General features: G+C 55.9%; 25 protein-coding genes and 2 tRNA genes. 20 read left to right on the top strand and 7 right to left on the bottom strand.

Annotated features, from left to right (window positions below; genetic code table 11):
* Positions 1–3 precede the first annotated feature (3 nt).
* The 15 genes from pgsA to BN873_RS03605 all read left to right on the top strand — a co-directional run bounded on the left by pgsA (position 4) and on the right by BN873_RS03605 (position 12457).
* Positions 4–555, top strand: a complete 552-nt coding sequence (pgsA, locus tag BN873_RS03670) for a CDP-diacylglycerol--glycerol-3-phosphate 3-phosphatidyltransferase (protein WP_048670676.1) — start codon at positions 4–6, stop codon at positions 553–555.
* A 153-nt stretch (positions 556–708) separates the two neighbouring features.
* Positions 709–784, top strand: a tRNA-Gly gene (locus tag BN873_RS03665).
* Positions 785–857: 73 nt separating this feature from the next.
* Positions 858–931 (top strand) — tRNA-Cys (locus tag BN873_RS03660).
* A gap of 178 nt (positions 932–1109) precedes the next feature.
* On the top strand, positions 1110–2321 hold the full coding sequence (locus tag BN873_RS03655; RefSeq protein WP_048670674.1) for a tyrosine-type recombinase/integrase: 1212 nt from the start codon (positions 1110–1112) through the stop codon (positions 2319–2321).
* Positions 2322–2434: 113 nt separating this feature from the next.
* Positions 2435–2896, top strand: a complete 462-nt coding sequence (locus tag BN873_RS03650) for a hypothetical protein (RefSeq protein WP_048670672.1) — start codon at positions 2435–2437, stop codon at positions 2894–2896.
* 98 nt (positions 2897–2994) lie between these two features.
* Entirely contained in the window at positions 2995–3219 is a 225-nt protein-coding gene (locus BN873_RS03645; RefSeq protein WP_048670670.1) for a helix-turn-helix transcriptional regulator, read from the top strand.
* Between the two features lie 389 nt (positions 3220–3608).
* On the top strand, positions 3609–4370 hold the full coding sequence (locus tag BN873_RS03640; protein ID WP_048670668.1) for an antA/AntB antirepressor family protein: 762 nt from the start codon (positions 3609–3611) through the stop codon (positions 4368–4370).
* Between the two features lie 251 nt (positions 4371–4621).
* Positions 4622–5413 (top strand): hypothetical protein, encoded by a 792-nt coding sequence (locus BN873_RS03635; protein WP_048670666.1) that lies wholly within the window; start codon positions 4622–4624, stop codon positions 5411–5413.
* A complete protein-coding gene (locus BN873_RS03630; protein ID WP_048670664.1) occupies positions 5410–5829 on the top strand; it encodes a hypothetical protein in 420 nt (139 codons plus the stop codon). Before BN873_RS03635 ends, BN873_RS03630 begins: the two co-directional genes overlap by 4 nt.
* Entirely contained in the window at positions 5826–6098 is a 273-nt protein-coding gene (locus tag BN873_RS03625) for a hypothetical protein (RefSeq protein WP_048670662.1), read from the top strand. Before BN873_RS03630 ends, BN873_RS03625 begins: the two co-directional genes overlap by 4 nt.
* 123 nt (positions 6099–6221) lie before the next feature.
* Positions 6222–6419, top strand: coding sequence for a hypothetical protein (locus BN873_RS20015; RefSeq protein WP_139031639.1), 198 nt, complete (start codon positions 6222–6224; stop codon positions 6417–6419).
* Entirely contained in the window at positions 6416–9274 is a 2859-nt protein-coding gene (locus tag BN873_RS03620; protein ID WP_048670661.1) for a phage/plasmid primase, P4 family, read from the top strand. Before BN873_RS20015 ends, BN873_RS03620 begins: the two co-directional genes overlap by 4 nt.
* Positions 9267–9959 carry a hypothetical protein gene (locus BN873_RS03615; protein ID WP_048670660.1) on the top strand — a complete coding sequence of 231 codons (693 nt, stop codon included), beginning with the start codon at positions 9267–9269 and terminating at the stop codon, positions 9957–9959. Before BN873_RS03620 ends, BN873_RS03615 begins: the two co-directional genes overlap by 8 nt.
* A 1020-nt stretch (positions 9960–10979) precedes the next feature.
* A complete protein-coding gene (locus tag BN873_RS03610; RefSeq protein WP_048670658.1) occupies positions 10980–11582 on the top strand; it encodes a flavin prenyltransferase UbiX in 603 nt (200 codons plus the stop codon).
* A gap of 59 nt (positions 11583–11641) precedes the next feature.
* Positions 11642–12457, top strand: a complete 816-nt coding sequence (locus tag BN873_RS03605) for an alpha/beta fold hydrolase (protein WP_048670656.1) — start codon at positions 11642–11644, stop codon at positions 12455–12457.
* A gap of 85 nt (positions 12458–12542) precedes the next feature.
* On the opposite strand, the gene BN873_RS03600 is transcribed toward BN873_RS03605, so the two are convergent.
* Positions 12543–13364, bottom strand: a complete 822-nt coding sequence (locus tag BN873_RS03600; RefSeq protein ID WP_048670654.1) for a hypothetical protein — start codon at positions 13362–13364, stop codon at positions 12543–12545.
* 20 nt (positions 13365–13384) lie between these two features.
* Positions 13385–13795, bottom strand: coding sequence for a hypothetical protein (locus BN873_RS19850; protein ID WP_102046985.1), 411 nt, complete (start codon positions 13793–13795; stop codon positions 13385–13387).
* Positions 13796–14223: 428 nt separating this feature from the next.
* On the opposite strand from BN873_RS19850, the gene BN873_RS03595 reads away from it, so the two are divergent.
* Genes BN873_RS03595 through BN873_RS03580 form a run of 4 tightly spaced genes read left to right on the top strand, consistent with a single transcriptional unit; the run spans position 14224 to position 17900 of the window.
* Positions 14224–16368, top strand: a complete 2145-nt coding sequence (locus BN873_RS03595) for a patatin-like phospholipase family protein (RefSeq protein WP_171820411.1) — start codon at positions 14224–14226, stop codon at positions 16366–16368.
* Positions 16368–16976 carry a pseudouridine synthase gene (locus tag BN873_RS03590; protein ID WP_082161069.1) on the top strand — a complete coding sequence of 203 codons (609 nt, stop codon included), beginning with the start codon at positions 16368–16370 and terminating at the stop codon, positions 16974–16976. Before BN873_RS03595 ends, BN873_RS03590 begins: the two co-directional genes overlap by 1 nt.
* Positions 16973–17320: a cupin domain-containing protein gene (locus tag BN873_RS03585; RefSeq protein WP_048670650.1), complete on the top strand. Its 348-nt coding sequence runs from the start codon at positions 16973–16975 to the stop codon at positions 17318–17320. The genes BN873_RS03590 and BN873_RS03585 overlap by 4 nt, the downstream gene beginning before the upstream one ends.
* 34 nt (positions 17321–17354) lie before the next feature.
* Positions 17355–17900 (top strand): c-type cytochrome, encoded by a 546-nt coding sequence (locus BN873_RS03580; protein WP_139031638.1) that lies wholly within the window; start codon positions 17355–17357, stop codon positions 17898–17900.
* 71 nt (positions 17901–17971) lie between these two features.
* On the opposite strand, the gene BN873_RS03575 is transcribed toward BN873_RS03580, so the two are convergent.
* Positions 17972–18646: a cytochrome b/b6 domain-containing protein gene (locus tag BN873_RS03575; protein WP_048670764.1), complete on the bottom strand. Its 675-nt coding sequence runs from the start codon at positions 18644–18646 to the stop codon at positions 17972–17974.
* 448 nt (positions 18647–19094) lie between these two features.
* Here BN873_RS03575 and leuA point away from each other — a divergent pair, with 448 nt between their 5' ends.
* On the top strand, positions 19095–20840 hold the full coding sequence (leuA, locus tag BN873_RS03565; protein ID WP_048670645.1) for a 2-isopropylmalate synthase: 1746 nt from the start codon (positions 19095–19097) through the stop codon (positions 20838–20840).
* 105 nt (positions 20841–20945) lie between these two features.
* Here the strand turns inward: leuA and mpl are convergent, their stop codons facing one another.
* Genes mpl through gatB form a run of 4 tightly spaced genes read right to left on the bottom strand, consistent with a single transcriptional unit; the run spans position 20946 to position 25233 of the window.
* The gene (gene mpl / locus BN873_RS03560; protein ID WP_048670642.1) at positions 20946–22313 is read right to left on the bottom strand and encodes a UDP-N-acetylmuramate:L-alanyl-gamma-D-glutamyl-meso-diaminopimelate ligase; all 1368 of its coding nucleotides are present in this window, start codon (positions 22311–22313) and stop codon (positions 20946–20948) included.
* 46 nt (positions 22314–22359) lie between these two features.
* Positions 22360–22872 (bottom strand): hypothetical protein, encoded by a 513-nt coding sequence (locus BN873_RS03555; protein WP_048670640.1) that lies wholly within the window; start codon positions 22870–22872, stop codon positions 22360–22362.
* Between the two features lie 5 nt (positions 22873–22877).
* Positions 22878–23750 (bottom strand): Hsp33 family molecular chaperone HslO, encoded by an 873-nt coding sequence (gene hslO / locus BN873_RS03550; RefSeq protein ID WP_048670638.1) that lies wholly within the window; start codon positions 23748–23750, stop codon positions 22878–22880.
* A 46-nt stretch (positions 23751–23796) separates the two neighbouring features.
* On the bottom strand, positions 23797–25233 hold the full coding sequence (gene gatB / locus BN873_RS03545; RefSeq protein ID WP_048670762.1) for an Asp-tRNA(Asn)/Glu-tRNA(Gln) amidotransferase subunit GatB: 1437 nt from the start codon (positions 25231–25233) through the stop codon (positions 23797–23799).
* Between the last annotated feature and the right edge of the window lie 45 nt (positions 25234–25278).

Here is a 25278-nt window from a genome sequence, read left to right as displayed (position 1 = left end):
ACGATGCAATTGAACCTGCCCATCTTATTGACGCTGCTGCGGATCGCATTGATTCCGGTTTTTGTGGGCGTCTTCTTTCTCTCCTTTCCGGGTGTCAACCTGGTTTGTAGTGCCCTGTTTGGGTTGGCGGCGCTCACCGACTGGTTGGATGGGTATCTGGCGCGTCGGCTGGGGCAAACTTCGGCTTTCGGCGCGTTTCTTGATCCGGTCGCCGACAAGTTGATGGTTGCGGTTGCCTTGGTGTTGCTGGTGCAGGCCATTCCCACCCCGCTCATCGCGGTGTCGGCTGCGATTATTATCGGCCGAGAAATCGCCATTTCGGCGCTACGGGAATGGATGGCCCAGATCGGCAAGCAGGGGCAAGTGGCGGTATCGATGATCGGCAAGCTCAAAACCACTGCGCAAATGGTTGCGGTGCTGCTATTGCTCTACCGCGACCCACTCTGGTTTTTCCCAACGCTGGAGATTGGATTAGGGTTACTGGTGATCGCGGCTGTATTAACACTGTGGTCGATGCTGCATTATCTGATGGCGGCGTGGTTCGCCCTAAAGTAGTAGGGATAGATGCGAAGGGCGCACTCGCTCATTCGCTGCTTGATAGTCGTTGCTATCCCAGACCAGCCATCGCCGTAACAGCCAAATGCACCATTTTCAGCAGAAGATTGCTTGACGGACGGTTTTTTGGCATTAGAATACCAAGTTCACGCTGCGGGAATAGCTCAGTTGGTAGAGCACAACCTTGCCAAGGTTGGGGTCGCGAGTTCGAGTCTCGTTTCCCGCTCCAGATTTCCTAAGCCTCGAATTTTCGAGGCTTTTCTTATCGAGCCAGTTCCATGGCTGGACCCTGTTGAATTCAAGGCTAGGTGGCAGAGTGGTCATGCAGCGGCCTGCAAAGCCGTGGACGCCGGTTCGATTCCGACCCTAGCCTCCAAATTAACTTCCCAGGAAGTCCGGCAACGTCCGGCGATCAAATCTAAGCCCGCGATTTAGCGGGTTTTTTGTTGTCTAGCGGAACGTATAGGACGCCCTTGGATGGCACTGGCCACATCGCAAGTGTGCGGGTACATTTGAGGGTACGACCTCCAATGCCAGAATAGCGTACCCGCAAAATGGCCCTAACTGATTCAGCTATAAAGGCTTTTCGGAATTCTACCCCCTCAACAGTCAAGCTGGCTGATGAGAAGGGCTTGTTTTTGCTGATCACTGCCAGTGGCGCCAAGCTGTGGCGAGTGCGGTATCGGTTTGCAGGGCGTGAACAACTGCTGGCGTTGGGCGTTTATCCAGACGTTTCCTTGAAGGAAGCCCGGCTACGCCGTGATGACATCCGCCGGCAAGTGGCCGCTGGCATCGATCCCAGTGCGGCACGAAAAACCGCCAAGGCAGCCCAAGCCGGAGAGGGGAGCTTTGAAGCACTCACCCTGGAGTGGTATCACCAATTTTCCCCGAATTGGGCGCCAGGCCACGCCGGTCGGATTTATCGTCGTCTGGAAGTCGATGTCTTGCCGTGGATTGGCAAGCGCCCCATTGCGGAATTAGGCGCCCCGGAGTTGCTGGCGTGCCTTCGCCGCATCCAAGCTCGTGGCGCCCTGGAAACGGCTCACAGAGCCTTACAAACCCTATCCCAAATTTTCCGCTACGCCGTCGCCACTGGTCGCGCTGTTCGTGATCCCGCCGCCGATCTTCGTGGCGCCTTGCCCCCGGTACGGGTAAAGCACTTCGCCACGCTGATTGATCCCAAAGCGATTGGTGCGCTGCTACGGGACTTGGACGGGTATGAAGGGGCTTTCGTGACCCGTTGCGCCTTGCAGCTAGCCCCATTGCTCTTTGTGCGGCCCGGTGAGCTACGCCAGGCCGAATGGGCAGAAATCGATCTGGACCAGAGCGAATGGCGTATTCCCGGCGCCAAGATGAAGATGCGCCATGCCCATATCGTCCCGCTGTCTCGGCAAGCGGTGGCGATTCTTGAGGATTTACACCCGTTAACCGGTAAAGGTCGCTACCTCTTTCCAGGGCTTCGAAGCGCCCATCGTCCCATGAGCGAAAACACGGTGAACGCCGCGCTTCGCCGGCTGGGCTATGCGCAAGACCAGATCACAGGCCATGGCTTTCGGAGCATGGCGAGTACCTTGCTCAATGAAATGGGTTGGCATCGGGACGCCATTGAGCGCCAGCTTGCCCATGCGGAATCCGATGGAGTGCGAGCGGCCTACAACCGTGCTGAATATCTGCCAGAGCGACGAAAGATGATGCAAGCCTGGTCGGATTACCTGGATGGCTTAAAGCAAGGTGCTGTGGTGGTCCCGATCCACAAAACAAGCTAACCCATACGGTTATAAGCCACGCCTAGTTCGACGGGGCAAAAAGCGGGATACCCTCTGATCTCGCCTGGCGTGGTTTCTTCTTTCATAAGAGGGTAAATGCGCGAGAGGGCGCGATGGCCGAATTACCCTTTGTCTTCAGTGTCCGAGCGACTGAAGCCTTGGAAAAAATACAGCAGGATGCGCAGGGCGCAGCCGACGCCTTGTTGATCGCCGCCGAATACATTCAATCTGGAACACCGCTCCCTAATGATTTATCGCGCTGGCTCTGTGGCGCTATTGAAAAATCGATGTGCCAGCCTAAAGCCAAACGTGGAGACGCATTGCTTTTAGAGTTGGGGTTTACCCGTCACCATCGACGCAAGGCGGCCCAGTGGTATGCCGTTGGTACAGCCTTTGATTATTTAGTCGATCAGGGTGAAAGCCAAAACCAAGCCGCCTCTCAAGTAGCGGTTGATTTCAAAATCAGTGAATCAACAGCGGTTCGATGTTGGCAGAAATATCAGGAAGCAAGGCGGCTCCATGATGAAGCCTTACGGAATGAAGGGCTATCAGACTATGACCCATGGTACGACTGATTCAAAAGCCCCGCACCTTTTGACCTGACTGGAGCAAAAACCGCCCCTACAGTTCGCGCCATGCCGGTATCCCCCGGTTCTCCACAGGAACCCGCCGCATGGCCGCAGTATCAAAATCTCCCGCCCCAGTCATCGAACGCCGCCACCAAGTCCAGGAGCGAACAGGACTTACTCGTACCGCCATTTACAAAGGCATGGCCGATGGGACGTTCCCGAAAGCCATCCGGCTTACGGATCGATCTGTCGGTTGGCTTGAATCGGAAATCACCGACTGGATTAATCAGCGCGTTGCTGCCAGCCGTAACCAAAAGGCAGCCGCCTGATGGGCACCTTAAACGCCGTTCAAAAGACCAGCGGGAGTGGTCGGGAAGGCTTAGAAGAAATTCATGATTATAATTCTAATCTTGAATTTTCCTCCAAAAAGCACCCGAAAATAGCCCGAACTTGCGCGTTTCCCGCCTTAGCCTATAATCATCCCGTCACAGCAAAATCTGTGATCGGCGGGATTGGCCTCCCGGAATCGAAGGCGCTTAGCGCCCCCTCTTGCGATATTGGCGCATTTTTTGCGCTCTTATTTCGTCTATGGCGGGCTGTGCGAGGCATCCGAAAGGATGGCCGGTTCCTTCGACCGGTAGGCCAACCTCGTTCAGTCCGCCACCACCAGATTGGCCTTTGGTGTCGGCGGTCTCCAATTCTTCGAAGGAGCACCGTTATGAGCGCCCAGCTTATCCCCGTTGTCGCGTCCGAATTTGGCGACCAGACCGTTCAGACCGTTGATGGTCGCACCCTCCATAACTTCCTTGAAGTGAAATCCCAGTTTAGAGACTGGATCAGCAACCGGATTGAAGAATACGGCTTTGAAAGCGGTAAAGACTTTCGCGATTTTTTTAGCGAAAGTACCGGCGGTCGGCCCACCAAGGAATACACGCTGACTCTCAACATGGCCAAAGAACTGGCTATGGTTGAACGTAACGCCAAAGGAAAGCAGGCCCGGCAATATTTCATTGAGTGCGAACAACGGCTACTTAATGAAACCAAACCCGCCCCCTCGCTTGATCTGGCCACCCTCAGCACTCACGCCCTTCGAGAACTGGCGACCGAGATTGAGAAAAACGCCGCCCTACAATCCCGCGTCATTGTGATGCAGCCCAAGGCGGATTTCTTCGACCATGTGGTCGGATCAGAAACGCTCTTTGACCGCGACGAAGCCGCGAAGATGCTACGCACTGGGCCGCGTCGGCTCTGGGATGCGTTGCGAGAATGGCAAGTCGTTCAAGCTGGCGGTCAGCCCTACCAGAAATACTACGACTTGGGTTATTTCCGGCTGGTCCCGACGCTGATCGACAAGGGAAGCTATAAGGTTCCCTATCAGCAGGTCATGATCACCGCCAAGGGTCTGACCTGGCTTAAGGCGCTGATGGACTCCCACGTCATGCCGAGCAAGGCCCTGACTGTAGTGGGAGGTGCGGTATGAGCGCTTGCCTCTTGTCCCTGGTGGGCTATACTGATCGGCGAGGCGTCGAAAACCTCACTAGCGGTCACCGCACCCGAAAGACTTGCGGTATTTTTTTTGCTTGTAGACCTGTTGCGTCTGCCTGCCCGATCACTGGTCGGGAGGGTCGGGAAATATCCAATACCCGACGCCGTTCTAGTGCGGTTTCGAACCTCCTGACCACCCCTTATCGGGTGATCCCTGCTGACTTCGAAAATCACTAGGAGCACCGCATGAATAGCCTGACCCTTGCCGTCATTGACGGCGAACCCCGTGTTCACGATCTTCGCCTAGCCGAACGCTTAGGCTTCGAGCGTCCGCTGAATATCCGCAATATCATCAAGCGTAACGAAGCGAAGCTGTTGAAATTTGGGGTTCTCTCCACCGTGGAGAGAACCTCCGGCGAACTCGGAGGCCGTCCGACTGCCGAGTATTACCTAAACCAAAAGCAAGCCATCTTCATCTGCATGAAGTCGGAGACCGAGAAAGCCTTCGATGTGCAAGTTGAAATCGTACACGTCTTTGATGCCTACCTCGGTGGCCAAGCAAGGCCCATCATGCCGAACTTCGCCAATCCCGCTGAAGCGGCCCGTGCTTGGGCCTTGGAGTACGAGCGCTCCCAAGCGCTTCAACACGAGATCGAGGTCAGCCGCCCCAAGATCGCTTTTCACGATCAGGTCATTTCGTCTGAGGCCCTGATCGACTTCACTTCACTTTTCAGCCTGCTTCAACGCAAGACCGGCCAACACTTCGGGCGCTCTCAATTTCTGGCGTTCTGCCGACGCCACGGGATTGCGTGCCAACCCAACCCCCACAGCGGAATCAGTGCGAGCCGGTTTGTTCCACGCAAGGAGTATGTCGGCACCTGGTTCGTTTCGGAGTTGCACCCCAGCGGCGCTACGGAATGGCGAGTTCGGCCTATCGCTGTAGCGGCCATCGTCCGGTTGATCGAACAGGATCGCCGCCCAGCCCAGCCGATCTTAGCGGCCAGTCAGAGTGGGGTTGTAGTAGGAGGTGCTCTATGAACCGGCCCCCCATCTCCATCGATCCTCGCGCCGTTTCCCCACTCATTGGGTGCCCAGAAGATGGGCTTGGATGCTTCCCACGCGATACGCTGCGCCGCATCTCGATCAGCTTGGACTTGCTTGGCGATCTGATTGGAAACCATGGCGGTTCCGAAGAAGTTATCTTTTCGGAAAATCAAAAGTTCGCCCTTGCGCTGCAACTATCCGGCATGGCTGATCTGGTAGCTGCCCTCGCTGATAGTTTAGCCACCCAAAAAGTCACCCTTTACCCGGATGAAATTCCGATCCAGCTTCCAGAGGAAGAACGCGCCAAGCTTCAGATTCTGGCAGCACGCGGTGAAACGTCGGTTGCCGCTGTGGCTGCGGCCTTCATCAAAGAGCGCCTGGCGGCTGTGAGTTTGGGAGGCGTGAAATGAACGCCCCGAACGCCATTACTTCAATCTTGGACGATCTTCGGGATAAGTCGGACCTAGCGGACGCCCTGGACGTTTGCGTTCACCATTGCGCCAATGACCCGGACTTTGTGAGCGAGTTTAACCGCCTGACCGGCTCGTGCTTTCCCCAAGGGGATGAAGCCGAACTAGAGCGCTTTGTTCACTTCGTGGGGGAGTATGTGTTGCTGCCCTTGATCCCATCATTTTTGGAATCCCCCGCAAGCGACCCCACAGAGACCCAAAACGGCTAAGGGCCAGCCCCAAGTACCCATAACCCTGAGACTGGCCCCGCATCATAACAAAAAAGAATAACGAGACTTGTCGTTATTCTAACAGGTTATTGTCTGGGTGCCAGTCTCAGAAAGGATTGCGAGATGAAACCGACCGCCCATACCCGATCAATGGCGATCCGTGACACGCTGAACAAACGTCAGCGACGGATCGACGAAAGGCACTTCTATCAGCTTTACGAGCACAGCGCGAAAGCCGATATCCCCCCGAATCGAAAAGAGCGACGAGCAGCAGCCAAAAAATTGGCCAAGGCGGCGAAGGCGAAAGGGAGCGCGCAATGAAAATCGACACCGAAACCGCTTTTCGTTCTGCGATGCGCGTTGATGGCTTGCGGTTTGAGGGCCACCTGATTGCCGATGGCCAGATTCATCGAATCAAAGTCAATGGCGAGCGCAACGCCAATGCCTGGTACATCCTCCATGACGACGATTTGCCCGCTGGCATGTACGGAAGCTGGAAAGGCGGGTTTTCTCACACCTGGTGCGCCAAGGCGACTGAAGCCTTGACCGAAGAAGAAATCGCCGAAAGGAATCTTCGCTGGCAACGCCAGCAGGCCGAACGGGAAGCGGAGCGCCACCGCCATCACGAGGAAGGTCGTAAGAGAGCACAAGCGATCCTGGAGACCGCCAACCCCGCCACAGACGATCACCCTTACCTGATCCGAAAAGGGGTCAAGGCCCATCCGGGCTTACTGGTCGGATACTGGCCCCAAGGGCAGCAACTCAATAGCCTGTTGGTGCCCTTGCGTAATGCCGCCGGAGCGCTGGCCACCGTGCAAGCGATTTACCCGGAGAAAAGCGCCACCACAGGGCGGGACAAGGATTTTCTCAAAGGCGGCGCTAAGAGCGGTGCTTATTTTGTCATCGGCGATCCGAACACCAGCGAAGTCCTTTTGCTGGCGGAAGGCTACGCTACAGCCGCCACCTTGTTTGAAACCACTGGCTACGCCACGGTGATGGCCGTTGATGCGGGCAATTTGAAACCCGTCACCCAAGCGCTCAAAAATACCCTGTACCCAAAAAAGCCGCTCATTCTCTGTGCGGACAACGACCACCACACCGAAGGCAATCCGGGAGTGAGCGCCGCAAAGAAAGCCAGGGCAGCGTGTGATCTGCCGGCTAGCGTTGCCTTGGCGGTTCCCGCTTTTGCACCAGAAGAAGAAGGCAGCGACTTCAATGATCTGGCCACCCTGCACGGCCCCGACGCGGTACAAGCGGTTATCGCCAAAGCGTTGGCCGATCTGGCTAACGCGAAGGTCGCCACAGAAAGAAGTAAGGAAAAAGCCGCTTCGAAAGTTTTTGATATTGACGTGAAAGACACATTCTCGCGTACGGAGAAAAATAAAGAGGCTACACTTGCTACACTTTCTACATTTCCTATTGAGATTCAGATAGATACATCCTACACCATAAATTATGAATCCTACACTTCCTACACTAAAACTATTCTGGTTTATTGGTTGGAGTGTTTTGATACCAAGGGAAATCCACTCCTGGTGGAATCCCACGCGGCAAATCTCATTGCGGAAGCGTTGAAAGGTCACTACGCCTTTTGCCGAAATACCCTGTGCTGGCATGTGTTCACCCAAACGCATTGGCGCCCCCTGGAGGGCACCGCCGTCCTTGAGGAAGGGGTCACTCGCATTCTTTACGCTGGCGCCCCCCATGGCTTCCGAATGCGCCAAATGGCATCCATTTTTAGCCTGCTCTCCAAAGGGCTGTTACCGCTGCCGGCGGTTTCGGCAAAGCAGATTCCCTTTACCAATGGTTTGCTTGATCCTGAAACGAAGGTACTTACCCCCATCACCGTCGATAACGCCCTGACCTGGAGCCTTCCCTACGCCTACGATCCCGCCGCCGATTGCCCGACGATCAAAGCGTGGCTACTGGATGCAGTGATGGGCGATGACAGCGAAGAAGGGGATGACCCGGCCGCGTTGGTGGAGTTTTTGCGCGCCTGGCTTGCGGCCTTGCTGACCGGCCGCGCCGATCTTCAGCGCTTTTTGCACCTGCTAGGCCCTGGTGGCACCGGCAAGGGCACCTTCATCCGCTTGGCGGAAGCCTTGGTGGGCCAGCAAAACGCCACGATTACCGATCTTCGCAACCTGGAAACCAACCGCTTTGAGACCGCCGCATTACACGGTAAGCGCCTGGTGGCCATCACCGACTCCGGGAAGTATGGCGGCAGCATCGACGTGCTGAAATCCCTGACCGGACAAGACCCACTCCGACTGGAGCGCAAGCACCAGCAACAAGGCGCAACCTTTATTTTTGAAGGACTGGTTTTAATCGCCAGCAACGAAGCCTTGCAGTTCACCGATTACACCGGCGCCATTGAGCGCCGCCGCATGACCGTTGACTTCACCCGAAGGGTCACGGATGCCCAACGCGCCGCCTGGGACGCGCAAGGCGGCGAAACCGCCGTTTTGCATCGGGAAATTCCCGGCGTGGTGAATTGGGCGCTGGCGCTTTGCCGATCTGAAGTCACCCGGATCATTACCAATCAACCCATCCAAGTCCTTCGCGCCAATCGTGAAGCGATGGAAAGCGGCAACCCCGTTGCTGATTGGGTGATTCAATGCACGGTTCCCGCGCCAGAGCAAGCCTTGCTTTTGGGCGCCGCCTTTGAAGTCACGCTGGCCGAACGCACGAGCGAATTTACCAGCGAAACCCGCAAGGTGTTTGAGGATGCCGAGGTGATGGCTTACCCGAATTATCGCGCCTGGTGTACCCGTCATCACCGATCACCCGTTGCGACCCGGCGCTTTTCCAGCCTGGTGCTGGATATTGCCAGGACGCTTGGCGCTGATGTGGTGAAGGTGCGAAGGGGAGCCGGATACTACCTCAAAGGCTTGCGACTTCGCGTTTCTGCGGATGGAGAGCGGGAGTTTTGGGAAGTAAAGGCGGGATTTAGTGCAGGTTCCTACATGCAGTGCAGGACAAGTGCAGAACCGAAAATCGCGCAACCCATTGATGAATTAGGGGGTAATGTAGGAAGTGCAGGAAATGCAGGAAAATCCAACTTAAATTATTACTACACGCGCGAGAATGACGAAAATGAAAAAAAAGTTTCGTTAGTTTCGCCATCCAGCACCGACACTTTGCCGGTCGGTTCCAATACGCGGGTTTATGAATAATCTCGCGCCATACCCGGCACCAGGGTCCGCCGATCCGATGGCCCTGGTGCGAGCCATCCAGCGGATGCGCCAGAGCGGTTTTTGTCTGGCACTGGCCGATCAGCGCTTACTCGTCACGCCAGCGGATCGACTTAACGAAGATCAAGATGCCTACCTTCGCAGCCACAAGGGTGATCTGGTGGCGCTGTTACAGGATGCCGACACCTTGGCCGCGCTACTTGAGCACGCCGGATCGGCTGGCCTTGGCTGGCGTGAGGGAACACCGCCGGAATGGGACGACGATTATCTTTTGGCTGTAGATGAGGTGCTGTACGGCGCTGGTCGGATGGTGAGCCGACTAGGGCGGCGCTACCACCGGGAATCTGCACCAACGCGACCGGTCACCCATAATGACCTTTGCCCGTTACCGACCCCTTGCGCAAGGCCAAGCCGGCCCAGCCCGCCACCCCCATCGAGTCAAGACGCTGCCAAGGCCATGGCCATTGTGATGGCGCTGTATCGCCGTCATCGTGAGAACCTGATCAGTGGGGGACTTGATCCAGGAAGCGCCAAGGTTGCGGCCCGTGATATCGCCTACGCCCTACGGCAACAAGGAATTGACCCGATGGCCCTTCAAGCGCTGTTGGCGCAAGGGTGGTTGACGATGCAAGGCCCCTATATCGTGTGTTCAGAATCCAGACTCTAGCCCTACATGGAGAGAGGCAAAGGAGAAGATTGCATTAGGTCCGCTACGGGAATTCCCGTAACGGCCTTTTGGAGCGGTTACGCCCTGTTGACAAATGTTGACATTGATTTGGCCACAGGGCAGGCAATGCGGGAAAACGCGGCTTAAAAATGTTGAGAAATGTTAAGGTCAAAAATGTTGACAAAAGTTAACATCGATTCGGCCAATCTCTTAAGGATCAGGCCAATTTCTGGTTGGAAAATGTTGAGAAAAGTTGAGGTCGTTTCAGCCATTGCTTCGCGTGTATAGCGTCAGAAAACTACCTACGACTATTTTTTCGTTGGTGGGACATTAAAACAGCGCATTGGCTCGACTGTCCGCGATCTTGGCGGGTGTGCGCACCTGACCACCGGTTGTGCCGATCTTCGCTGCCATCCATGCGCAAGACCCAAACGATCCAGCCACCAAGCCAGGAAGGTACACATCGGCATCAACGGAAAAAGCTCAATCGGTTAGCTTTAGTAAAAATTAGTCATTTCCAGGACAAGCTTACGGGCAAGGGTAGACGATCAACGAAAATCCATGATGCTACTGACATCATTTTTTTTCGTCATTCTGCCTGTAGCCAGAAGGCCCGTAAGGCGTATTAAGATCACAGCCGATTTTTTATGGGCACATGAACTAAATGAGGGTATATTTGCGGGTACGTCAAAAATTGATTTTCATGAATTATTATGAAAATCAATGTATTATATCGTCAATTCGATAGAGACCCTACCTCCAAATTAGCTTCCAAGGAAGTCCGGCAACGTCCGGCGATCAAATCTAAGCCCGCGATTTAGCGGGTTTTTTTATCTCTGTGAGAAATTTTTAGCTTCTTTGGGCCATACTGGAGACATGCAAACTGTGGCGGTTGAAAACGCTAAGCTATCGAGCTGTCTTTTGAGCAAAGGGTAACTTTCTTTGTCTACTGATGATCAATACGCTCAGCAGGGTATCCCAGCGCCTCAGTGGCTAGCGCCCCGCCCCATCGTTCTCGGAATGACCGGTGCATCGGGGGCGGATTATGGCCTACGGTTGTTGCAATGCGTGTTGGCAGCGGGCCGCCCCGTGCAACTGCTGATCTCAAAAGCGGCGCAAATCGTGATTCGTATGGAAACCGATCTTCACTTGCCGGCACGACCGAGGGATATCCAACGGGTTTTGATCAAACATTACCACTGCGATCCTGCTCAGTTGCGTGTGTTTGGGCCGGATGAATGGACGGCGCCACCGGCGAGCGGCTCGGCGTCGGCAAAAGCCATGGTTGTTTGTCCCTGCACCACGGGCGCCTTGGCCGCCATCGCCAACGGCAACAGCGACAATTTATTGGAGCGTGCCGCTGACGTAACGCTCAAGGAGGGTCGCAAGCTGATTCTTGTGCTGCGGGAAACGCCGCTTTCGACCATTCATCTGGAAAATATGCTCCGGCTCGCGCGGGCCGGTGCGGTTATTTTGCCGGCTAACCCAGGTTTTTATTACCGGCCGGCGACTGTCGCGGAACTGATAGATTTCATCGTGGCCAGAGTGCTTGATCAGCTAGAAATCCCACACACGCTATTGCCGCGCTGGGGTGAGGAAGCGGCCCAGGATGAATTCACATGATGATCACCTTACCCAGAGCGTAGCGTTACTTCCACTGAATAGGGTGAAGTAGAACGACAATGAGCGCCCATCTCAAGCGTCATCGTTTTGATCTACAAGCGGCTGGACGACGCTTACACGCTGAACGATTGACTCCTCCTCAAGCCACTAACGGCCCAACGCTCGTTTTTCTTCACGAAGGGTTGGGAAGCATCGGCCAGTGGCGTGACTTTCCAGCCCGACTCTGCACATTGACCCGCTTGCCAGGGCTGGTGTACGAGCGTTGGGGGTTTGGACATTCCGAGCCGCTGGCAGGTCCGCGACCTAAGGATTACCTCAATCTTGAGGCAGAAGAGAGCTTGCCGGAGGTATTGGCCGCTTGCGATATTACCGATCCTCCGATTTTATTCGGCCACAGCGACGGCGCTTCGATTGCCTTGCTGTTTGCCGCTGCTTATCCAGAGCGGGTGTGCGCCGTTATCAGTGAGGCCGCGCATGTATTTATCGAAGAGATCTGCTTGGCCGGAATCCGGGAGACCCGCAGCGCTTACGAGCAGGGAGATTTATTGAGTAAAGGTTTGCAGCGTTATCACGGCGCCAAGACGGATAGCATGTTCCGTGGCTGGTGCGATACGTGGCTGCGTGCCGATTTTCGCGACTGGAACATGGAGCAGGCATTGCGCCGCATCGTTTGCCCGACTCTGATCATCCAAGGTGCCGATGATGAATACGGTACCCGTGCCCAGGTGGACGCTATCGCTGAGGGGGTAGCCGGGCCTAAAGACATCGTTTGGTTATCCGGTTGCGCGCATGTGCCCCACTATCAGGCGCCAGATTCAGTATTAGCAGTCACCACGGATTTCATTGAGCGGGTCTGCGCTACTCTCCAAGGCTGATTGTGGAAAGGCCGACCGGCGCTTCCGGTTTTTCAACAATATCCTGACAAGGAGGATGTCGGCGGACTCCTTTGAAAACATCGCATTAGGCGCGAGCTGCTTCAATATCGCGGCGTAGATCTAAAGCGGCAGTGCGCACTTGCCCGAATACGCGCTTAACGCCGGCGCAGTCGTAATCGGCAAGCGGCCATTTGAAGTAGCCGCTACAACTGTGCAAAAACTCGCAATTTCGACACTCTTGCGCGGTGGCCAGCACACGATCAAGCAAACTCTCGAAATCGGCCATCGGCTCAATCGTGGGTGCAAAATCGGTGGTGGCCAGCCGTCCGTAGCCGGACTCGACGCCATCGTCGGCAACAAAGCGCACCGCTTGGGGTTCCTCACCCAATACAGTCCATAGGGATAGCGGCTGGTCATGATAGAACCCTAGCAGCGTGCCATGAAAAAATTCAATCGGCTGACCGACTGAGGGTTGGTGCAAATAAAAATCCAGCGTCGCTAGCAACTCTTCGATCAGCAACGGATCGGGTTGTCCGATGTCCAGCCGAACAGCAAAATCCAAAGAAACCGCGACCTTGACTGCCTTGAGGAAACCAGGTCGGACAGGCACCACAGCCGACACCGGATGATGATCAAGCAGATTCGAGTGACGATACAGTGAAGGATACTCGGTCGCCGGATCTCCTAGCACCAACTCAACCGGCAATCCTGATGCCCAAGCGTTCAGCGGTTCAGAATCTGCCTCTAAATCCCAAAGCTGGACGGCGACGAGGCGTTCAGGATTTTCCTCCGCCAACGTCGCCGCCAATACGGCCGGTTCACCCGTTCGCAGTATCCAGTAGCCATGCCGATAGGCGGGTAACTGGTGGAGCGGAATGTGGTAAATCGTCTCGCTTTCAGAAAGCAACGACGGTCACTCGTCAATGATTAGCGGTTATTCCAGCCGCCGTTTACCCAGCGCGGACGGTTATACCAACCTCTCCGGCGGTTGTACCAGGATCTTGGGCGGTTGTACCAGTTTCTGCGACGGTTATACCAATCCGGTCGCGGGCCGGGGCCGGGGCCGTCCCAATCCGGTGATAGCGGGCGTGGCCCTGGTCCTGGCCCTGGTCCAAAGAGGGGTGGCCGGGGACCGGGGCCATCGCCCAGCGGTGGACGACCCGGCAAGGGCTGGGCAGTGGCCTCCTGTTCGGCAAACAGCGCTCCACCCAAGACAACGCCGCCAATGACAACCTTCGACCACTTACCTAAGCCGACTAAAAAATCGCGGCGACCCACTAAAGCGGCTTCTACGCCTTCAGGTTCGTTCGATAGACTTTCTTGTTCTTGATTAGCCATCACAACCTCCGATTCATCCGCATTATGATTTTGGGATTATTTTGTGGCTTTGCGCTGCAACCGACGACCCTATGATAACTGGAATACACTCGATTAGGTTTTTTTACGATGAATTTTCCCGCGCCAATGGGCCGGCTGGTCGATGGCAAAGGCAACACTGGGTTAAGCGAGTTCTTAAAAATCCACCTGTCGGTTCGGTCGATAAAACGCTCACCCAAACCACTTGGTGAGGTTTGCTTCAGATCGAATTGGCATCGGTATAAATGTTTAGCATAAACTCACTGAAGTTCTGCTGAATGTCACCCTATAAAACCAAAGTAAGCCGTTATTTTATGTCCATTTCTGTCTGGTTACACTTTTTACTTCGATGGGTACTCGTTTTTATTTTAGTAGTGCCCATTTTTCCGAATACCAGTTCCACATTGGCCGTGGCGGTTGCCGCGAATCGGCCCCGTATCGGCCTGGTGCTGGGCGGTGGCGGCGCTCGTGGGATCGCCCATATTGGGGTACTCAAAACGCTGGAGGAGATGCAGATTCCAATTGATTGCATCGCCGGTACCAGCATGGGTTCCATCATTGGCGGGCTGTACGCAGCGGGCATGTCAATCGAACAATTGAGTGAAACCGTGCAGCGCATCGACTGGCCGCAAGCGTTCCTTGAAGGCCCTCCCCGCCCGGATCTGCCGATGCGCCTCAAGGAAGAACAGCGGATTCTATTGAACGCCGAAGTCGGCATCCGACAAGGCCAGGCTCAACTCCCCAAGGGGCTGCGTGAAGGGCAAAACCTGCTGCTGTTACTGGAGCAACTCTCCCTACCGGCGGCGAGCATTCACAATTTCGATCAGCTCCGAATTCCTTATCGAGCGGTCGCCACGGATCTGGCCACCGGTGAAGCGGTCGTCTTAGGGTCCGGTGAATTAGCTAAGGCGATGCGTGCAAGTATGTCGATCCCGAGCGCCCTGGTTCCGGTGGAATTGGATGGCAGACTGCTGGTGGATGGTGGCGTGGCGAATAATCTTCCCGTCGATGTGGTGCGGCAGCTCTGCCACCCCGACGCCATTATCGCGGTGAATGTGGGTGCGCCGCTGGCTGACGCCAAAACATTGAATTCGTTCATGCTGGTCATTGAGCAACTCACCAATATCCTGACCGTGCGCAACACGGAGGAACAGGCAAAAAGCCTGGGGCGCAAGGATGTGTTGATCGTGCCGGATTTCGGTAATCTCACCAGCCTGGATTTCAACCGTGCGGCTGATGCTATCGCTATCGGCTACGCCGCTGCGCAAGCGAAGAAAAGCCTGTTGGCGCGCTTGTCCATCACCGACGACACCTATCGCCAGTATCAATCGTCGCTGCCGATCATCGCCCAAAACGAGCGGCCGATCATTGACTTCATTCGGATCGACAACAACACGCGACTTGACAATCAAGTGATCGAAGGTCAATTGCGGATCAAGCCGGGAGAGCGGCTCGACCCTGAAAAGCTCAACCGCAATCTCAATACCATCTATGGCATGGGTGAGTTTCAACGGGTCAATTACACCTTGGTACGCGAGAATGAGCAAACCGGCTTGATCGTCGAAACCCAAGCGAAAGATATCGGCACCGATATTTTGCAGTTCGGGTTTTCAATGGGCGCTAATCTCAAAGGTGACTCGGAGTTTGGGATCGGCGTCGCCTACACCATGACAGAACTGAATAGTCTCGGTGCGCAATGGCGCAACGTGCTGCAAGTAGGCGGTAATATTGCGCTGATGAGCGATTTTTATCAGCCGCTCAGCACCAGCCACGATTACTATATCAACCCGTATCTAAAGTACGAGCAATACAATCTGGATTTGTTTAATCCTTCTTATGATTTGAATACGGGATTCCGTATTTACCGCTCCGAGATCGGTCTGGAAATCGGCAAAAACTTCGCCAATTGGGGCCGCTTGTCGGCTGGCTTGTTCTACGGCGTCGGCCGCAACGATTTTCGCTTGGGCAAACCTACTGCCTATGCAAGTTCTTTCAATAATGGCGGCTATTCGCTCCGCTGGCAGACCGATACGCTGGATAGCCTCAATTTCCCCACATCGGGCACCTACACCAATATTCTTTACCGCGATTCCGTGTCTGGGCTGGGCGCTGATCGAGAGGCCAGTACGCTGAGCATAAGCTTCGTTCATGCGCTGACATGGGGCAAGGACTCCCTGGTGCCTCGTCTGCGACTGGCTGGCAAGCTATCCGGCGAATTGGGCGTACAGGATTTGTTTTTACAGGGTGGCTTCCTGAACCTTTCGGGCTATCAGGTCGGCCAACTGTCGGGTCAATATGCGGCCTTGGCTGAAGTGATTTACCTGCACCGTCTTACCGATGCGTCAGCCGCGTTCACCATCCCCGTCTTCGCCGGTGGCTCTTTGGAACTTGGCGGCGCTTGGAATGATCAGCAGGACTTTACCGTGAATTCTCTAATTCCCGCCGGCAGCCTGTTTCTGGGGCTGGATACTCCGTTGGGGCCATTCTATATGGGGGCTGGCTATGCCGAGGGTGGCAATGCCTCGCTTTATTTGTCGTTGGGCAAACTGTTCTGATGGCCCGACTGGTTTTGTTCAATAAGCCGTATGGTGTGTTGAGCCAGTTCACCGATACGGCGGGTCGCCCCACTTTGGCAACCTACTTGAGGGTGCCTGGCGTGCAGGTCGCGGGACGACTCGATCAGGATAGTGAGGGTTTGCTGGCCTTGACCGACGATGGTGCTCTGCAAGCCCGGATCAGTCATCCGCGCCACAAGCAACCCAAAACCTATTGGGTTCAAGTGGAGGGTTACCCCGACGCGGCCGCTTTAGCCCAATTGCGCTGCGGTATTCAATTAAACGATGGCTTCACGTTACCTGCGGCGGCGCGGTGCATCGCCGAACCGGCCGGGCTGTGGCCACGCGATCCACCGATCCGTTATCGGGCAACGATCCCAACCACTTGGCTGGAAATCACGCTGCGCGAGGGCCGCAATCGCCAAGTCCGTCGCATGACGGCTGCGGTCGGCTATCCCACGTTGCGACTGATCCGGTACCGCATCGGCGATTGGACGCTGAATGGCTTGAAGCCGGGGCAATGGCGAGAACTGCCAGTGACCCGAACCCTATTGCGCCAGCGCACGCTGGAACACGGGTTAGATATGCCGGAGGATGCGGCGCTATGAGCGTGAAGGCCGGTCATCTATTCGCCGATATTCCGCTGACCTCGGTGGATGAGCGCTTTGAAACCTTGGTGGAAACCAGCGCATGTCGCCTGGAACGTATCATTTCCCTCGGCCACGTTACCCCTGCCGGCGAATGGTTTGATCAAGTCCGCCCAGAGTGGGTCGTCTTGCTGCAAGGCCAGGCAATCTTGCATTTTGAGGATGAAACACGGGAACGAGTACTCCAACCCGGTGATTATCTCTGGATTCCGGCCCATTGTCGCCATCGGGTCGTTTGGACCAGCCGGCAACCACCGGCTATCTGGCTGGCGCTCCATATTACTGTTGAAAATGACTCGCTATGATTCACTCTAGATTCAGCTAAACTTCAGGTTGCGCTTGCAAAATAACAGTGTTCTGAATTTTAATGATCAATATCGGACCTATTCAGTCTTAATTTTAAGAGGCGGAAAACCCATGAAAAAAACACTATCCGTTGGTTTAGCTGGCAGTATTTTGGGACTGGGGCTGCTGGCAGTGGTGCAGGCAGCGGAAACCAAGCCTGAAGATGTGGCCAGTTATCGGCAGTCTGTCTATAACATTATTGGCTGGAATTTCAAGCCCATCGGTGCAATGGTGAAAGGTGAAGTACCCTTCGATGCCGCCGCAGTGGCACGCCATGCCCAATATGTCGAACTGATGAGCAAAGCCGCCCCGGAAGCTTTTGCCAAAGGGACGGGGCCTTCTGTCGTGAAGAAAACCGAGGCCAAAGAGGAAATTTGGACCAAGCCAGCAGAATTCGATAGCAAAATGAAAGACTTTCAACAGGAAGCCACCAAGTTGGCCGAAGTCGCCAAAGGTGGTGACCAAACGGCCATCAAGGCACAGTTCGGCAAAACCGCTGAAACCTGCAAGGCTTGCCACAAGGAATTCCGCAAGGATTAACCGTTGCCCATTGCTGGGCGAGCAACGCAAAGGCCGTGTCACGACACGGCCTTTTTTGTTACCGATTTCTGTCAGCGCACCAGCAACCAAACCACGACTGCTGCGATCATTAGCACCGCCAATCCCAGCCAAGGGTTAACGATGCGTGGTGTGGAAGTCAGTGTCTCTGCCGGCAGTTGCTTTATGCCGCTGAGCATGGGATAGACTAAATTTTCTCGCTTGATGAACAGATAAAACAGGACCGCCGCGATATGGACGCCGATGACCAAGAGCAGCAAATTAAAATTGAGTTTATGGACGGTGGTGAGCCAATCGCTGGTACCCTTTGAGACCCAACCATAGAGAGGGCCTTCGACCAGGATATCGTCATTGGCGAACAGCCCAGTCCCCGCTTGCACCAGCAGCAGCGCCAACATGGCCAGAATGGACCAGCCACCCATTGGATTGTGGCCGAGATACAGCGGCGTTTCGCCGCGCAGTAACGCTTTGACATAGCCGAGGGCGGCATGGGGACCTCGGACGAAATCGCTGAAGCGGACGGTATCGCTACCGATGAACCCCCAAACCAGCCGAAACAACACCAGGGTCAACACGGCATAACCGCCCCAGATATGGTAAGTCATGGTGTCGCTGTTTTCGGCAGTCAGCCATTGAACAAGCATGAGTGCGACCAGCGCCCAGTGAAACAGTCGGGTCGGCAAATCCCATACCTTAACGGTTTGTAGAGGCTGCGGCATGTCGGGCATGAAGAGATCCTCGCTGTCATGAGAAATCGGCTGCCGACCGATGCGCCGGCGCCAGATCGCTGAATGATAATGATTAACATCCGGCTTGACCTGCGGTGGCCACACAGGTTATTTTGAATCTACCATGAATACCCAATTCCTCGAACGGTTTGCACTGCGACTGAGTAGCCCGGCCTCCTGAGTGGAGCGCCGGGGTGTGTTGTCGCGTGCCAATCAAACCGTTTTTGAGGATTCCCCCGATGTCCGATCCCGCTCCCGCCCACCGTTTTGCATCACATGGCCCTGAATCGATTCGGTGGCTTGCACTGGCCTACCCTTTTTCTCTCGCTCTGCTCCGACTGAGTTGCGGTCGTCGGGCCTAGCGGCGCCCGGCGGCCGTATCGGCGCCGCATTCGGTTCTTCAGATTTTTGAACCCTTCCGCTAACGTCAAGCAGAGAGAAACTGATCATGTCCCCAGATATCCGCCATAAATATCGCCCTTTTCCGCCGGTCCAATTGCCCGACCGGCAATGGCCCTCGCAAACCATCCGCCACGCACCGCACTGGTGTAGTTCCGATTTGCGAGACGGCAATCAAGCATTGATCGAACCGATGGACAGCGAGCGCAAACGCCGCTATTTCGATCTATTGGTCCGCATGGGTTTCAAAGAAATTGAGGTCGCTTTTCCATCGGCGTCTCAGACCGATTTCGATTTCGTGCGTGGTTTGATCGAGAGTGGTCGGGTGCCTGACGATGTGGCGATCCAGGTTTTGACGCAATCTCGTGAGGATTTGATCCGTCGTACCTTCGCCAGCTTGCAAGGTGTCAAGCGGGCCATTCCGCATCTCTATAACGCGACCGCACCGATCTTTCGCGAAGTGGTATTCGGCGTGGATCGCGCCGGTTCCATCGAATTGGCACGCTTTGGGGCGCGTTTGTTCGTCGAATGTGCTGCCGAACAGCCGGAAACGGCCTGGACTTTCGAATACTCTCCAGAAACCTTCTGTTTCACCGAATTGGATTTTGCCCTGGAAATTTGCGAGGCGGTGCTGGACATTTGGCAGCCGACCCCGGAGCGCAAGGTTATTCTCAACTTGCCGGCCACCGTCGAGATGGCAACCCCCAACGTCTATGCGGATCAGATCGAATGGTTCTGCCGCCGGCTGTCGCGCCGTGACGCCGTGATGATCAGCGTACACCCGCATAATGATCGGGGGACTGCCGTCGCCGCCGCTGAATTGGCATTGATGGCTGGTGCAGATCGGGTGGAAGGTTGTTTATTCGGCAACGGCGAACGCACCGGCAATGTCGATCTGGTCACGCTGGCGTTGAACCTCTACAGCCAGGGGATTGAACCAGGTCTGGATTTTTCGGTGATGGACGAAATCGTCCGCACGGCCGAATACTGCAATCAAATTCCGGTGCATCCTCGTCATCCCTACGCCGGCGATTTGGTCTTTACCGCCTTCTCCGGATCGCACCAGGACGCCATTAAAAAAGGTTTCGCCGCGCAAGAAAAACGCTGGGCGGGCGGCGATCCGCACTGGGAAGTACCGTATTTACCAGTCGATCCGACCGACCTGGGCCGTAGCTACGAAGCGGTAATCCGGGTCAATAGCCAATCCGGCAAGGGCGGCATCGCCTATTTGCTGGAAAAGGATCACGGCTTGCGGTTACCGCGACGCTTGCAGATCGAATTCAGCCAGCGGGTACAAGCCATCGCCGATACCACGGGTAAGGAAATCACTTCGGGCGACATTTGGGCGGCGTTCGAAGCAGAGTATCTGCAAGTAGCTGAGCCGTACCGGTTTGTCGAGCAGCGCAGCATTTCCGACAGCCATTCCAGCGGCGTGCGCAAGCTGACCGCGACGATCTATCAAGATGGCCGAGAACGGTTGATTAGCGGTAAGGGCAACGGCCCCATCGATGCCTTCACCGACGCGCTCAACCGGCATTGCGGATTAGATGTGAAGCTGGTGGATTATCACGAGCACGCGATGGGTGCGGGCGCCAACGCCACCGCCGTTTGCTATGTCGAGGTACGAATGGATGGTGAGCTAGCTACCCGATTCGGGGTGGGAATCGACAGTAATATCGTCACCGCCTCCCTGCGGGCGGTGAGCAGCGCCGTTAACCGGGCCTTGAATGAAAAGCGCGTGGCCAAGGCGGAGGACCATGATCGGCCCACGACTGCCGCCAGAGTTTATGCTTGAGGATGAACCCGGCTGGATGGGGCCGAAACCCGTTTTGAGTCCCATCCAGCTCTAACGCGCGCTGTAATGCCAAAGGTTCAACCGGTTCCATAGACACAGCCGAGTTCAGTTCTGATGGCTGGATGCCCGGAGCGCGGTCAACAGTCGCTCGTGCAAGCCGCCGAAACCGCCATTGCTCATGATCAGCACCTGGGTGCCAGGATTGGCTTGTTGTTGAATGGCGGCCAATGTCTCATCAAGCGTGTGGCACACTTGTCCTCGCGCACCAAGCGCCGCCGCGACTTCCCCCAAGTCCCAACCAAGATCAGCCGCTTGATAAAGAATCACGGTGTCAGCCACCATCAGCGCCGGGGCCAAACTTTCCTTAAAAACGCCGAGTTTCATGGTATTGGAACGCGGCTCCAGGACAGCAATGATCGGTTGATTGCCGACCCGTGCCCGCAAACCTGCCAGCGTCGTCGTGATGGCGGTCGGATGGTGAGCGAAATCATCGTATACCGTCACACCATTCACCGTACCGCGCGTTTCCAGCCGCCTTTTAACCCCTTGAAACCGAGCCAGGGCGGCGATGGCGCTCGCGGCCGGTACGCCGACATGATGGGCGGCAGCAATGGCGGCCAGCGCATTATGGATGTTGTGGACGCCCGCTTGAGTCCATTCCACTCGACCTTGCAGCTCGCCCCGATAGTGAACGGCAAAGATGCTGCCGTCGGCGTTGGCATCGCGCGCTTCCCAGTCAGCGACACCAAATCTTTCTACCGGCGTCCAGCACCCCATGGCCAATACCTCCGCTAAATGCGGGTCCTGACCGTTGGTGACGATCAGCCCAGCGCTCGGCACGGTGCGCAGTAAGTGATGAAACTGACGCTGGATAGCGGCCAGGTCGGGAAAGATGTCCGCATGGTCAAATTCCAGGTTATTCAGCACTAACGTGCGGGGTCGGTAATGAACGAATTTGGAGCGCTTGTCGAAAAAGGCCGTATCGTATTCATCCGCTTCCACCACGAACAGCGGCGCCCGACCCAGGCGCGCCGATTGGCCGAAGTTGGCTGGAATACCGCCGATCAGAAAACCGGGTTCCAGGCCGTTATCCTCCAGAATCCAGGCCAACAAGCTGCTGGTGGTGGTTTTGCCATGCGTGCCGGCGACTGCCAGCACATGGCGATCACGCAACACATACTCGGCTAACCAAGCCGGCCCGGATGTGTACGGTAGATTGCCATCAAGCAGCGCTTCAACAATCGGGCGGCCTCGGCTCATCACGTTGCCGACTACCACCCGATCCGGCTTGAATTCAACGAGCTGGCTGGGATCGTAACCTTCCCGCAGGGCGATTCCGGCATCAGCCAGTTGGGTACTCATCGGCGGATAGACATTGGCATCGCAGCCGGAGACGGTGTGGCCGGCCGCACGGGCCAGCAGGGCGACACCGGCCATGAACGTACCGCAAATACCGAGAATATGAATGTGCATGTCAGGTGTCTCTCCGGCCAACCCGCGAATCAGGTAACCGGGTTGGTCAAGGAGTTTGCGGGTTAATCCAGCCAGTCAGAGTCCAGGATAAGAAGGTATAACTGAGCGCGTAGAGCGCGCCTTGCCACACCGAGATCTCGAAGGCATGGCGGAGGATGTGGGCCATGATGACGATACTCCAGATCATCAGGGCCAGCAGCAAAAATGACGGCAGCACCACATCGTCCCCTTGCGCCTGATGGGTCATCCAGGACATCAGGGGCAAGGCCAGCAGACCTATCAGGGTACCGGAACCGGTCAAGGCGCTCAACGCTTGCTCGAAACGCCGGGGATGGCGGTGGAGCATCAGGCCCAGGTAGAGCAAGCCGCTCAGTAGCACCATGTCCAGCAGGATTTCCAACAAGGCGACCGGCAGAGGATCATTGATCATCAGAACCAGCAACCCCGATAGGGCATAAGCCAGCAGGCACATTTTGAGCAGCGCCATCGAAGCAGGCACGTCTTGCGGCGCCTTGCGCAGCAAACAAATGTCGAAGAACAGGTCAAACAGCGCACGCATGAGGGTTAGTGACGGGTGATGGAAGGGCTAGGCGAGGCGCTGGCCAGCAGACCGGCGATATCAACGGTATCAAAGGCATAACGATAACCGCAGAATTCACAATCGACGTGCAGGGCACCTTCCTCGTCAGCCGCTTGCCGAAGCTCGGTAGTCCCCAGCGTATACAACATTGCAGCGGTACGCTCCCGCGAACAAGTGCAGCGATAGCTGAAAGCCTGCGGCTTAAATACCCGCACGTCTTCTTCGTGAAAGAGCTGGTAGAGCAGGGTATCGGCATTCAGTGCCAGCAATTCCGCCGGTTGCAGGGTCGCTGCCAGGATGTTGATTCTCTTCCAGCCATCCGCATCGGTGGTGATCGCATCGGGCAAGCGTTGCAATAGCAGACCGGCGGCGGTTCGCTCATTAGCGGCCAGCAGGATTCGCGTCGGGAGCTGCTCGGAGCGGTCAAAGTAGTCTTCCAGCGCTTCCGCCAAGGTGTTGCCGCATAAATCAACGACGCCCTGATACGGTTCGCGGCCTTGGCCGATATCGATGGTTAGCAGCAACGTGCCGTCGCCACACAACGCCTGCAACGGTTGTGGTTCCGGCTCGCCGTCCCAGCGGGCCAGGGCGCGCAGGGTTCGTTGCGAGGTGACTTGGACCACGACCAAGCGCAAAGGACCACGCGCCTGGATTTGCAGGGTCAGCAATCCATCGAATTTGATGGTGGCCGATAGCAGAGCCGCCGCCGCAGTGGCTGCACCCAACACCTCTTGCACGGCCGGTGGATAGGTGCGGCGTTCCAGAACCGCCCGCCAAGCCGTATCGAGATGAACGATTTCACCTCGAACGGCCAGGTGGTCGAACAGGAAGCGGTGGAGGGAATCGCGGTCGGCCATATACTGAGCAAAGGTTAGATCACGGTTGAGCAGCGCCTTGACCGGCCTAGCCTTTCAATTTTTCCGCTAGCAGATCATTGACCTGTTGCGGGTTGGCCTTGCCCTTGGACGCTTTCATCACTTGCCCAACGAAAAAGGCAAAGAGCTTGTCCTTACCGGCGCGGTACTGTGCCAGTTGTTCGGGGTTAGCGGCGATCACGTCATCAATGACTTTTTCAATCGCTGAGTTGTCGGTGATCTGCTTCAAACCACGTTTTTCAATAATCGCGTCGGTCTCGCCTTCACCAGCCCACAGCGCCTCAAATACGTCTTTGGCGATTTTGCCGGAGATAGTTTGATCCTGAATCCGCCGTAACAGGCCCGCCAGTTGCACCGGACTGACCGGGCTGGCCGTGATCTCCCGATTCTCCTTGTTGAGAAAGGCGGATAGATCCCCCATGACCCAGTTGGCACACAGTTTCGGCTCGCCGCCCAACGCCGCGACGGTCGCTTCGTAGTAATCACTCAAGGCCCGGCTGGTGGTCAGCACACCGGCATCATAGCTGGAAAGGCCATATTGGCTGATAAACCGCTGTTTCTTCGTGTCCGGCAGTTCCGGCAAACTGGCGCGAGTGGTGGCGATGAACTCCTCGTCCAGCACCAGCGGTAACAGATCAGGATCGGGGAAATAGCGATAATCATTCGCTTCCTCCTTGCCACGCATCGAACGGGTTTCGCCCTTATCCGGGTCGTAGAGCCGCGTTTCCTGCACCACCTTGCCGCCGGCTTCGATCAGGTCAATTTGTCGCTCAATCTCAAATTCAATCGCGCGTTCGACAAAGCGGAAGGAATTGAGATTCTTGATTTCGGCACGGGTGCCGAGCTTGGGATCGCCTTTGCGTCGCACCGAGACATTGGCATCGCAGCGAAACGAGCCTTCCTGCATGTTGCCATCGCAAATACCGAGATACACCACCATCTGGTGCAGCTTTTTCATGTAGGCCACCGCCTCCTTGGCTGAGCGCAAATCCGGCTCGGAGACGATTTCCAACAGCGGCGTCCCGGCCCGATTAAGGTCGATACCCGACAAACCCTGGAAATCCTCATGCAGCGACTTGCCAGCGTCTTCTTCCAGATGAGCGCGAGTGATGCCGATCACCTTGCTGACGCCCTCATCCAGATCAATGGTCAGTTGACCCTTTTGCACGATGGGCAGTTCGTACTGGCTGATCTGATAGCCCTTGGGCAGATCGGGATAAAAATAATTCTTGCGGGCAAAGACCGAGCGGCGGGCGATTTCGGCACCGATAGCCAGGCCGAACACTGCCGCCATGCGCACCGCCTCCCGGTTCAACACGGGCAACACGCCCGGCATCCCCAAATCGATGGTGCAAGCTTGCGTATTCGGCTCGGCGCCGTAAGCGGTGGACGCCCCGGAGAAAATCTTGCTCTTGGTGGCGAGTTGGGCGTGGATTTCCAGCCCGATAACCGTTTCCCATTCCATCATGTCGAACGACCCTGAATTTTTGAAAGCAAAGCACCCTTCCTC

The organism is Candidatus Competibacter denitrificans Run_A_D11 (genome assembly GCF_001051235.1).
In the GTDB taxonomy this organism is placed as follows: Bacteria; Pseudomonadota; Gammaproteobacteria; order Competibacterales; family Competibacteraceae; genus Competibacter_A; species Competibacter_A denitrificans.
The sequence above is the reverse complement of the archived record's forward strand: the minus strand, read 5'-3'. Positions and strand labels throughout refer to the sequence as shown.